This is a genomic window from Serratia marcescens (assembly GCF_001902635.1).
GTDB classification, from domain to species: domain Bacteria; phylum Pseudomonadota; class Gammaproteobacteria; order Enterobacterales; family Enterobacteriaceae; genus Serratia; species Serratia marcescens_F.
Window position 1 is genome coordinate 24953 of record NZ_MJAO01000019.1, and the last position, 11776, is coordinate 36728.

Annotated in this window: 9 protein-coding genes; 3 read left to right on the forward strand and 6 right to left on the reverse strand. The window is 60.7% G+C overall.

Features of this window, described 5'->3' with window-relative positions:
• The first annotated feature begins 14 nt into the window (after positions 1-14).
• Positions 15-3902, forward strand: coding sequence for an ATP-dependent RNA helicase HrpA (gene hrpA, locus BHU62_RS18185; protein WP_073533279.1), 3888 nt, complete (start codon positions 15-17; stop codon positions 3900-3902).
• Between the two features lie 94 nt (positions 3903-3996).
• Here hrpA and BHU62_RS18190 read toward each other — a convergent pair whose 3' ends face one another.
• Together BHU62_RS18190 and asr are read right to left on the reverse strand one after the other, a co-directional pair.
• Positions 3997-4809 (reverse strand): trypsin-like serine peptidase, encoded by an 813-nt coding sequence (locus tag BHU62_RS18190; protein WP_073533281.1) that lies wholly within the window; start codon positions 4807-4809, stop codon positions 3997-3999.
• A gap of 294 nt (positions 4810-5103) precedes the next feature.
• The gene (gene asr / locus BHU62_RS18195) at positions 5104-5400 is read right to left on the reverse strand and encodes an acid resistance repetitive basic protein Asr (protein WP_073533285.1); all 297 of its coding nucleotides are present in this window, start codon (positions 5398-5400) and stop codon (positions 5104-5106) included.
• 185 nt (positions 5401-5585) lie between these two features.
• Between asr and BHU62_RS18200 the strand changes: the two genes are divergently transcribed.
• On the forward strand, positions 5586-6491 hold the full coding sequence (locus BHU62_RS18200; RefSeq protein ID WP_073533288.1) for an alpha/beta fold hydrolase: 906 nt from the start codon (positions 5586-5588) through the stop codon (positions 6489-6491).
• Positions 6492-6660: 169 nt separating this feature from the next.
• Here BHU62_RS18200 and BHU62_RS18205 read toward each other — a convergent pair whose 3' ends face one another.
• From BHU62_RS18205 to folM, 4 genes are all read right to left on the reverse strand, one after another.
• Positions 6661-8160, reverse strand: coding sequence for a carboxypeptidase M32 (locus BHU62_RS18205; protein WP_073533291.1), 1500 nt, complete (start codon positions 8158-8160; stop codon positions 6661-6663).
• A gap of 36 nt (positions 8161-8196) precedes the next feature.
• On the reverse strand, positions 8197-9501 hold the full coding sequence (gene rstB, locus BHU62_RS18210) for a two-component system sensor histidine kinase RstB (RefSeq protein WP_073533294.1): 1305 nt from the start codon (positions 9499-9501) through the stop codon (positions 8197-8199).
• Complete coding sequence (gene rstA, locus BHU62_RS18215; RefSeq protein ID WP_073533296.1) at positions 9498-10223, reverse strand: two-component system response regulator RstA; 726 nt, start codon at positions 10221-10223, stop codon at positions 9498-9500. The genes rstB and rstA overlap by 4 nt, the downstream gene beginning before the upstream one ends.
• A 75-nt stretch (positions 10224-10298) precedes the next feature.
• Positions 10299-11021, reverse strand: coding sequence for a dihydromonapterin reductase (gene folM / locus BHU62_RS18220; protein WP_073533299.1), 723 nt, complete (start codon positions 11019-11021; stop codon positions 10299-10301).
• A gap of 184 nt (positions 11022-11205) precedes the next feature.
• Between folM and BHU62_RS18225 the strand changes: the two genes are divergently transcribed.
• Complete coding sequence (locus tag BHU62_RS18225) at positions 11206-11616, forward strand: hypothetical protein (RefSeq protein WP_073533302.1); 411 nt, start codon at positions 11206-11208, stop codon at positions 11614-11616.
• The last annotated feature ends 160 nt before the right edge of the window (positions 11617-11776 follow it).

The window sequence follows — 11776 nt, forward strand, 5'->3', positions numbered from 1 at the left end:
AAGGAACACCGAACGTGAAATCTCCGCTCGAGGCACTGCCGGCCCAACTGGGTGAGCTGATGCTCCGCGATCAACAACGCCTGCGTCGTCGCCTGCAGGGCGCACGAAAAATCAAAAATCCCGATGCCCAGCTGGCGGTCGCCGCCGAAGTGGAAAGCGACATCGCGGCGGCGCGGCAAAGAGTGCAGGCGCGCGCCGCGTCTTGCCCGCGCATTACCTACCCGGAAAGCCTGCCGGTCAGTCAAAAAAGACAGGATATTTTAAACGCCGTCCGCGATCACCAGGTGGTGATCGTCGCCGGGGAAACCGGCTCGGGTAAAACCACCCAGTTGCCGAAGATCTGCCTGGAACTGGGGCGCGGGGTGAAAGGGGTGATCGGTCATACCCAGCCGCGCCGTCTGGCGGCGCGCACCGTCGCCAACCGCATCGCCGACGAGCTGGAAACCCCGCTCGGCGGCAGCGTCGGCTACAAGGTGCGATTCAACGATCAGGTGGGGGAAAACACCCTGGTCAAGCTGATGACCGACGGTATCTTGCTGGCGGAAATTCAGCAGGATCGCCTGCTGATGCAGTACGACACGCTGATCATCGATGAGGCGCACGAACGCAGCCTTAACATCGATTTTATTCTCGGCTACCTGCGCGAGCTGCTGCCGAAACGCCCGGATCTGAAAGTGATCATCACGTCGGCGACCATCGATCCGCAGCGCTTCTCGCGCCACTTCAACAATGCGCCGATCATTGAGGTTTCCGGGCGCACTTACCCGGTGGAAGTGCGTTACCGCCCGGTGGTCGACGACGGCGACGATACCGATCGCGATCAGCTACAGGCGATTTTCGATGCGGTGGACGAGCTTGGGCGCGAAGGGCCGGGCGACATCCTGATCTTCATGAGCGGTGAACGTGAGATCCGCGATACCGCCGACGCGTTGAACCGCCTCGACCTGCCGCATACCGAGGTGTTGCCGCTGTACGCGCGTCTGTCGAACAGCGAGCAGAACCGGGTGTTCCAGTCGCACCACGGCCGCCGCATCGTGCTGGCCACCAACGTGGCGGAAACCTCGCTGACGGTGCCGGGCATCAAGTACGTCATCGATCCGGGCACTGCGCGCATCAGCCGCTACAGTTTCCGCACCAAGGTGCAGCGCCTGCCGATCGAGCCGGTGTCGCAGGCCTCCGCTAACCAGCGTAAAGGGCGCTGTGGCCGCGTGTCGGAAGGGGTGTGCATCCGTCTGTACTCCGAGCAGGACTTCCTGTCGCGGCCGGCGTTTACCGATCCGGAAATTCTGCGCACCAACCTGGCGTCGGTCATTTTGCAAATGACCTCGCTGGGGCTGGGCGACATCGCCGCGTTTCCGTTCGTCGAGGCGCCGGACAAGCGCAACATTCAGGACGGCGTGCGCCTGCTGGAAGAGCTGGGGGCGATCACCACCGCCGACAACGGCCACTATCAGCTGACGCCGCAGGGCCGGCAGCTGGCGCAGTTGCCGATCGACCCGCGTCTGGCGCGCATGGTGCTGGAAGCGCAGAAGAGCGGCAGCGTGCGCGAGGTGATGATCATCACCGCCGCGCTGTCGATTCAGGATCCGCGTGAGCGCCCGATGGACAAGCAGCAGGCCTCGGATGAAAAACACCGTCGCTTCGCCGACAAGGACTCGGACTTCCTGGCGTTCGTCAACCTGTGGGACTATCTGCAGGAGCAGCAAAAAGCGAACTCTTCCAGCCAGTTCCGCCGGCTGTGCCGCAACGATTTCCTCAACTACCTGCGGGTGCGCGAGTGGCAGGATATCTATACCCAGCTGCGCCAGGTAGTGAAAGAACTGGGGCTGCCGATCAACAGCACGCCTTCCGACTACCGCAGCGTGCACACCGCGTTGCTGACCGGCTTGCTGTCGCACATCGGCCAGAAAGACGCGGACAAACAGGAATTCACCGGCGCGCGCAACGCCCGCTTCTCGATCTTCCCCGGCTCCGGCCTGTTCAAGAAGCCGCCGAAGTGGACCATGGTGGCCGAACTGGTGGAAACCAGCCGCCTGTGGGGGCGTATCGCCGCGCGCATCGAACCGGAATGGATCGAGCCGCTGGCGCAACACCTGGTGAAACACAGCTACAGCGAACCGCACTGGTCGAAGTCGCAGGGGGCGGTGATGGCCAGCGAAAAGGTGACGCTGTTTGGGTTGCCGATCGTCGCGGCGCGCCAGGTCAACTACGGCTCCATCGATCCGCTGCTGTGCCGTGAGCTGTTTATCCTCCATGCGCTGGTGGAGGGCGATTGGCAGACGCGCCACGCCTTCTTCCGCGACAACCAAAAACTGCGTGCCGAGGTGGAAGAGCTGGAGCACAAATCGCGCCGCCGCGACATTCTGGTGGACGACGAAACGCTGTTCGGCTTCTACGATCGCCGCATTCCCAACGACGTGGTTTCCGGCCGCCATTTCGACAGCTGGTGGAAGAACGCCGCCAAACAGCAGCCGGATCTGCTGAACTTCGAAAAAGAGATGCTGATTAAGGACGGCGCCAACAAGATCAGCGCGCTCGACTACCCGAACTTCTGGCATCAGGGCAACCTCAAGCTGCGGCTGAGCTACCAGTTCGAACCGGGCACCGACGCCGACGGCGTGACGGTGCACATTCCGCTGCCAATCCTCAACCAGGTGGAGGAGCAGGGCTTTGAATGGCAGATCCCCGGCATCCGCCGCGAGCTGGTGATTGCACTGATCAAGTCGCTGCCGAAGCCGGTGCGCCGCAACTTCGTGCCGGCGCCGAACTACGCCGAAGCGTTCCTCGGCCGCGTCACGGCGCTGGAACTGCCGCTGCTGGATGCGCTGGAGCGTGAACTGCGGCGCATGACTGGCGTGACGGTGTCACGTGATGATTGGCAATGGGATCAGGTGCCCGATCACCTGAAAATGACTTTCCGCGTGGTGGGCGAGAAAAACCAGACGCTGCGCGAAGGCAAAGATCTGGCCGCCTTGCGCCTGCAGCTGAAAGAGAAGGTGCAGGAAACGCTGTCGGCGGTGGCCGACGACGGGCTGGAGCAGAGCAATCTGCATGTCTGGAGCTTTGGTCAACTGCCTGCGTTTTACGAGCAGAAGCGCGGCGGCTATTCGATGAAGGCCTACCCGGCGCTGGTGGATGAAAAGGACAGCGTAGCGATCCGCCTGTTCGACAGCGAAAGCGAGCAGCAACAGGCCATGTGGCAGGGCACGCGCCGCCTGCTGTTGCTGAATATACCTTCGCCGATTAAATACCTGCACGAGAAACTGCCGAACAAGGCCAAGCTGGGGCTCTATTTCAACCCGTACGGCAAGGTGCTGGAGCTGATCGACGACTGCATTTCGTGCGGCATCGACAAGCTGATCGCCGAACACGGCGGCCCGGTCTGGCAGGAGGAAGGTTTTGCGCGCTTGCAGGAGCAGATCCGCGCCGAGCTGAACGACACGGTCGTCGAGGTGGCCAAGCAGGTCGAACAGATCCTGACGGCGGTCTTCAACATCAACAAACGGCTGAAGGGCCGGGTGGACATGTCGCTGGCGCTGGCGCTGTCGGACATCAAGACTCAGCTCGGCGGCCTGGTCTATCGCGGCTTCGTCACCGGCAACGGCTGGAAACGCCTGCAGGACACGCTGCGTTACCTGCAGGCGATCGAACGTCGGTTGGAGAAGCTGGCTATCGATCCGCACCGCGATCGCGCGCAGATGTTGCGGGTGGAGCAGGTGCAGCAGGCGTGGCAGCAGTGGCTGAACAAGCTGCCGCCGAAGCGACAGCAGGAGGAAGAGGTGAAAGCGGTGCGCTGGATGATCGAAGAGCTGCGCGTTAGCCTGTTCGCGCAGCAGTTGGGCACGCCTTACCCGATCTCCGACAAGCGCATTTTGCAAACTATCGAGCAGCTTTCGGGCTAAGCTCAGGCGCGCCGGTCAGCAGAGGGCCGGCGCGGCGCGATAGGACGGGGGAACGAAAAAACACAACGGCGCATCATGCGCCGTTGTGAGAGGATTACTTGCCAGCCGCCAGGGCGTCCAGCGCTGCGCGGATGCCGGGCACCGCCAGGGCGCGGTTATCGGCGCGATAGCGATCTTTCGCCGCCGGCGCCGAGCTTTGGATGGCGATCAATTGCCAGCCGTCGGCGGTTTTCAGCAGCAGCGGTGAACCGCTGTCGCCGGGCAGCGTATCACACTGGTGCGACAGCACCCCTTGCTGGGCCCAACCGGTCACCTTGCAGTTTTGGTGGCTGTAGAGGTCATCCAGATGGTCTTCCGGGTAACCCGCCTGAGTAATCAGCCGTTTGGCCTGTTTAAGGGCCTGGGTCAGCGCTTTGCTGTCGCCCTGCCACAGCGGCAGCGGTTTGATCGGCAGCGGCGTTTTGTCTTTCAGGCGGATCAGCGCAAAGTCATAAGCGGCGGCGGCAGGCGGTACAATCCAGCCGTCACCGTCCGGCTTCAATTTTTTGCCCAACTTGCTGTCGACCAGCGTCTCGATATTGCCGGTTTGATACTGCCATGATTTATCGCCGGCCACGAAGCGCAGGGCGACGGCTTTATCCAATTGCCCCGGCGGCGCCAGCACGCAGTGACCGGCGGTCAGCGCTAAATGCGGGGAAATCAACGTCGCGGTGCACAGGTTGCCGCTGACGGTTTCTACCTGGCCGATGGCTTGCCACGGTTGGGCGGCGGTATCCGTGACCTTGACTCGTTCATCTTTGCCGAAAAACAGGCGCGTTTGTTCAGCACTGGACGGGCTGTCGGCGCGTGCCGCCTGGGAAGCGATGAACGGGAGTGAGCACAGCAACAGTAAAACGGATTTGCGCATAGATCTCTTGCCTGACAAATACGGATCATCCATAAACACACTGAATGCTAACTATAGACTGATTTAGCAGCCATGTAGATGGGCAATAATTGATTTTTCAATAATTTCCCGCCGTCAATGCGGCAGGCTACAGATAAAAGCAGACGGCTATCAGGCCGCAAAGGATCAGGGCGGTCAGAATGATCTCGAACAGGTAGCGGCGCAGCATCAATGAGAACCCCCCGATGAAAAAACACCCGGCGAACCGGGTGTCGTACACGTCAAGCCTGAAGCGGTGAGGGGAACCTCACGCCATTACGCTGCTGGAGTGCTGGCAGCTTTTTTGTGGCTGGCTTTCTTGTGGTGCTTTTTAGCCGCCTGGGCCTTTTGTGCCGGGGCTTTCTTACCGGCTTTTTTGTGATGCTTTTTGGCCGCCTGAGCTTTCTGTACCGGTGCTTTCTTGCCGTGATGTTTCACCTGAGCTTTAGCCGGCGCAGCGGTGGCGGTGGTTGCGGTAGCCGCAGGTGCGGTGGTGGTGGCAGCCTCGGCAGCGAAAGCCACAGAAGACAGACCCATTGCAGCGGCAACAACCAGAGCTAATACTTTTTTCATCGCAGAATCCTCAACATGACTTTTGGGTATCAACCCCACTGCGGGGCCGTTGAGATGATAGTAGGCAAACGGCGCCCGGCTTTCCGTGAGTGATTGGTTTCGGCATGTAACCTAATGTACAGGGCGGCGGCGGCAGGGGGGATTGCTGCTATAATGACCGCCAGGCACGATAAAAGGGATTTAAAATGAACGAGATAACGATTCGTTGCGGCGTGACCGAACAGGGCGAGGTACCGTTGGCCTATGAGGACTGGGGCGATGAGACGCACCCGCCGCTGCTGTTAATCATGGGCATCGGCGCGCAGCTTCTGCTGTGGCCTGACGATTTCTGCCGCGCCCTGGTGGCCAAGGGGTTTCGGGTGATCCGTTATGACAACCGCGACGTCGGCCTTTCCGGCAAAACTCAGGCGCAACGCACGCAGCCGCTGTGGCTGCTGATGTTGCGCGCCCAGCTCGGTTGGCAAACGCCGGTGCCTTATACCCTGGCGGACATGGCGGCGGACGCGGCGCATCTGCTCGATCATCTGCGCATCCCGCAGGCCCACGTACTGGGCGCCTCGATGGGTGGGATGATCGCGCAGGTGCTGGCCGCCGACTACCCGCAGCGCGTGGCCTCGCTGTGTATCTTGTTCTCCAGTACCAATCAACCGCTGTTGCCGCCACCGGCGCCTTCGTTGTTATGGTTGCTGGTGCGCCGGCCGCCGGCCGATATGACGCCGCAGCAGCGCCATGAGGGAATGAAGACCTTTCTGCGCGCGCTCGGCAGCCCGGTTTATCCGCCGGAGGAGGCGGAGCTGGATGCGCTGATAAAGCGGTTGCTGAAGCGAGGCGTGGATCCGGAAGGCGTGCAGCGGCAGCTCTCTGCGTTGCTTGGCAGCGGCGATCTGCGCCGTTACAGCCGGCGCATTGTCGCGCCGACGCTGGTGATCCACGGCGATCGTGACCGGCTGGTGCGTAAGGCGGGCGGGGTGGCGATCGCCAGGACGATCGCCAACGCCAAATTGCATGTTATGCCGGGCATGGGGCATGACCTGCCTGCGCAACTGCGGCCGCAATTGGCGGCGATGATCGCGCGTCACGCTCAGGGATGAGCGGCCAGGCGGCCCGCTGCTTTTTGCTATTTTAGTTACAACATACTTGTGATGAGTAGCAACCCGCCACTCTGTAACCAAGGCGTTATTGGCAGGGCATGTGCGCCATGAAACATTATCCAGTCATACAGGTAAGGAAAGGGCGCGGCCGGGGCCGCGCCAGGGGGAATTACAGGTAGCGGTTTTCCAAATGCTGACGGAAGTAGCGCGGGTTGAGCGCTTCGCCTGTCGCATTGGCGATCAGCGTCTCGGTCGGGAAACGGCTGCCGTGGCGCCAAATGTTGTGCTGCAACCAGTGGAATAACGGCTGCAGGTTGCCGGCGGCGATATCCTCGCTCAGCGAAGGCAGTGCCTGACGCACACTGTGGAACAGCTGCGCGGCGTACATCGCGCCGAGCGTGTAGGTCGGGAAGTAGCCGAAGGCGCCGTCGGTCCAGTGAATATCCTGCATGCAGCCGTTGCGGTAGTTGCCGATGGTGTCGAGGCCGAGGTAAGCGTGCATTTTCTCATTCCACAGCGCCGGAATGTCTTCCACCTCGATATCGCCTTCGACCAGCGCTTTTTCAATCTCATAGCGCAGGATGACGTGAGCGGGGTAGCTCACTTCATCGGCGTCAACGCGGATCAGGCCCGGTTTCACCCGCTGGTTGAGGCGAATGAAGTTGGCTTCTTCCAGCGCCGGCTGTTCGCCAAACTGCGCGGTGACCAGCGGACGCAAGATTTTCAGGAATTCATTGCCGCGTGCCAGCTGCATTTCGAACAGCAGGCTCTGCGATTCGTGGATGGCGGTGGAGCGGGCCAGGGCGACCGGTTGCCCGAGCAGATCGCGTGGCAGGTTTTGCTCGTAACGGGCGTGGCCGGTTTCGTGCACGATGCCGAGCAATGCGGTCAGAAACTCTTTTTCGTTATAGCGGGTAGTGATGCGTACATCTTCCGGCACGCCGCCGCAGAACGGGTGCGCGCTGACGTCAACGCGGCCGTTGTCGAAGTTGAAACCGAGCAGTTTCATCACGCTCAGGCTCAGTTGGCGCTGAGTTTCCACGGGGAACGGGCCCTGCGGCGTCTGGCAAGGTTCATTGGCTTGCTTGGCCACCACGCGTTGCAGCAAATCCGGCAGCCAGGTTTTCAGATCGCCGAAGATGCGGTCCAGATCGCTGCTGCGCATACCCGGTTCATACAGGTTGAGAAGGGCATCGTAACGGCTGGTGCCGGCCGCCTGTGCGCGGATCTGCGCCTCTTCTCGGCTGAGTTTGACCACTTCGCGCAGGTTCTCGGCGAAGCCGTCCCAGTCGTTGGCCGGGCGCTGGGCGCGCCAGGCGTGTTCGCAGCGCGCACCGGCCAGCGACTTGGCTTCGACCAGCGAGGCCGGCAGCAGCACCGCGTCTTCATACTGGCGGCGCATTTCGCGCAGGTTGGCGCGATCGAGTTCGTCCAGCGTTTCCTGCTGCGCGCGATCCAGCAGTGCGCCGGTGCTTTCCGCCGTTAAAATCTGGTGCTGCAGCACGCTCAGTTCGGCCAGCGCTTCGGAGCGTGCCTTGCTGCCACCGGGCGGCATCATGGTTTGCATGTCCCAACCGGCGATGGCGGACAGGTGGCCGAAACGCGACAGCCGGCTAAACAGGGCACGCAGGTGATCGTAAGCGGAAGTGTTGGAATGTGCAGATGTCATTATTGTTCGGCTCCCTATGAGAATGATCCGACGGCATTACGCCAGATCGGCTTTTAAACTGAATGTCGGCTTCACCGGCCAGCAGAAACGGAAGCTGGCGCCGCCGAGCGAACTGCCTTCGACGAACACCTGTCCCTGATAAGCGACGGCGATGGAGTGGACGATGGCCAGCCCCAGCCCGCAACCACCGGTGGCGCGATCGCGGCTGGGATCGAGACGGACGAATGGCTCGAACACCCGCTCGCGTTCTTCCGGCGGGATGCCAGGGCCGTCGTCCTCCACCTGCAGGCAGGCGAGGTCGCCGTCAAACCACAGACCAACGCGCAGGCGCTGTTCGGAATAGCGCAGCGCATTGTTGACCAGGTTGTCGAGCACGCGCTCCATCAGGCGCAGATCGACGCCGCCGAAGTCACCGACGTGCGGGATATCAAGCTGGATTTCACGCTCCTGATGGATTAGGCGGATATCTTCGATCTTGTCCTCGAGCCACTTTGGCAGATCGATGGGCTCGATGTTTAGCGCCACCTGCGGTCGGTCCAGACGCGCATAGGTCAGCAGTTCGTCGATCAGCGACTCCAGCTGGCCGATATCGCGATTCAGCGCCTGCTGCTCGCTTTCGGACAGGTTGTCGCTCATTTCGAGCCGGTAACGCAGGCGCACCAGCGGCGTGCGCAGCTCGTGGGCGATGCCGTCGATCAGCTGTTTCTTGCTGGCGATCAGGGTGTTGACGTTGTCCGCCATCTGGTTGAACGCCACGCCGAGCCGGCTCAGGCTGGAGGTAGGATCGAAGTGGGTTCGCTCATCCAGGTGCCCGGCGCCGAGCCGTTGGGCGGCGTTTTCCAGCTTGAGCAGATCTTGCCAATGCGGCCGCATCCACAGAAACACCGGCAGCGCCAGCGACATACCGATAAACACCAGCAACACCAGGTCCAACAGGCGCATCTGGTGCAGATAGAACAGATAAGGAATCGGGCCGACCACCAAGACATAGTGGCTGCGCGGAATGCGCTGCATAAAGGTGTATTGATCGTCGAGGGCGATGATCTCTCCCAGCCGCAGCCGCTTCTTGAGGTCTTCGCTCAGTTCTTGTTTGCCGAGCGGTTCGATATGCAGCTTGAACGACAGGTTGAGATCCAGCGTGGCGATGGTCTTGTTCCAGTCCTTCAACGGGATCTCGCGCAGTTCGCTGCGCATCAGGTACAGCGAGCTTTTCATCAGATCGTCCATCGACTGGCGGCCTGCGCGTTCGGCGGTCACCTTGTACACCAGGCCGACCAGCATCGCCATGACCAGAAAACAGACGAACAGCAACAGGAAGAACTGGACGAAAAGTTTTCTCATTGTTGCACCGACGCCCAAGCGTTAGGGGCGAACAGATAGCCCTTGTTGCGCACGGTTTTGATGCGGAACGGCTCCAGCGCGTTGTCGTACAGCTTGCGGCGCAGGCGGGAGATCGCCACGTCGATACTGCGGTCCATGCCGTCATAGCTCACGCCGCGCAGGTTTTGCAGCAGCGCTTCGCGGTCCATGATCTGCCCGGCGTGGGTCGCCAGCTCCCACAACAGATCGAAATCCGAGGTGGACAGGGTGATCGTTTCTTCGCCGAGCGAGACCTGGCGGTTGACCGGATCGATACACAGCAGCCCGAAATGCAGCGCATTGTGCTGCGTGAGCGGCTGAACCGACTCTTCTTTCGGCTGCTGGCTGTGTTGGCGCAGGTGCAAACGCAGGCGTGCCAGCAACACCGCAGGCGGTGTGGTTTTCAGAATATAGTCGTTGGCACCCATCTCCAGCGACAGGATGTGGTTCATGTCGCTGTCGAGCGAGGTAAGCAGTACGATCGGGCCGGGGAACGTAGGGCGCAGATCGCGGCACAGCGTCATGCCGTCTTTGCCGGGCAGCATGATGTCCAGCAGCACCAGATCGGGTTGCTCGCTCTCGATGCGCGCCTGCGCGGTGTCGCCGCGCGGTTCGATCAGCACCTCGATGTCGTGTTTACCCAGATAGGCGGCGATCAGCTTGCCGACTTCAGGATCGTCTTCCACAAAAACAATTTTATGCATATGCCCGTGTTTTAATAAGAAAAGCGGATTTCAGCATAGCGCGGCCCGCGAAGATGCGCCATGCGGATCTTTGCATCAGCGCAGCGGCCGCCCGCCGTCGACGCCGTGGGTGCGGCCGGTGACATAGCGGCTCTCCAGCAGGTAGTTCACCAGATTGACCACTTCGCTTTCTCCCGGCGCTACCTTCATCAGCGACTTCGCCAGCGCCTGTTGGCGATAGGCCTCGTCGTCACCCGCGTTGAAGATGATCAGCGCCGGCGCAATGGCGTTCACCTTCACCTCCGGCGCCAGCTTGCGGGCGAAAGAGCGGGTCATATTGTCCAGCGCCGCCTTGCTGGCCGCATAGGCGATGTGCTTGTCGCTGCCTTTTTCCACCACGTAGTCGGTCAGATGGATAATGTCGGCACCGGCCTGGCCTTGTCCAGTCAGGCAGGATTCGAGCAGCAGGTTGAGCAAATAGGGGGTATAGACGTGGATTTGCAGCATCGCCGCCATCACCTGCTCCGGCGGCACCTCCGACGACTCGGCCTGCCAGGCGCTGGCGTTGTGGATCACCGCACGCAGCTTGGGCGCCACCTGCCGAACCTGGTCGGCGAAACGGTAGATGCCTTCATGGGTAGAGAAGTCGCCCTGAATGCAGCAGGCGCCCAAGGCTTTCAACTCGGCCATCGCCGGATATTCACTGCGATAGGCGATGATGACGGGAATGCCGCGCTGAAGAAACGACCTGGCGAGCGCCAGCCCAATGCGCCGTGCGCCGCCGGTAATCAGCACCGGGGCAGAGTTGTGGTGTTCCATTGATTAAAGCTCCTGGACAGACTGGCAAACAATAGGGGAATTATGCCATCATACGGCGGAAAGTCGTTAAAGCTTCGCATGATTATCCATTTCTGGATGTAAGATCCCCAAAGCATTTCAGGTTGCCGCCCGGCGGCGGCTTGAAAGACCACGGGTTAACACTGGCCATGAGAGGAATGAGGGGATGAACAGCAATCACCTTGCATCCATCGCGCGCAGTGAGAAAATCTGTTTTGACTACATGGATTTTCTGTCCGCATCGTGCAGGAAGCACTGGCGCTTTGTTGATGCTATTTATGGTGTGATGCCGATCTTCGGCATGGTGTTGAAATCGCGCGTGACCACGTCACAAACGCGCAAAGAGCAGTTGAAAGAGCTGGCGCTGCAGGTGGTGTCGACGCAGGTCAGCGACGAAACCAATATCGTGCGTCTGATCGATCTGGCGCAGCAGCAGGGCCTGACGGTGTTTGATATTCAGCTGCCTTATGCGCTGGATGCGCAACAGCTGGCGGCTATTCAGAAAGAATGTGCGGAAGGCATTGCAATCGCCCTGGTGGGAGAACGCATGACCATTACCATTCCCCCTAAAAGCTGATCGGGTGCGTCCACCCGTCCGCCCGTTCATGGTTAGGCGATGACATTGCCTAACCATGAACGCGAAACGTCTACTTTCATCATCGCAGGCGGTTACAGCTTCCTTCCGGCATCGGGCCCAGAGTGCAGGGTAAAGATGCTGTCTATATGAATTAACACCG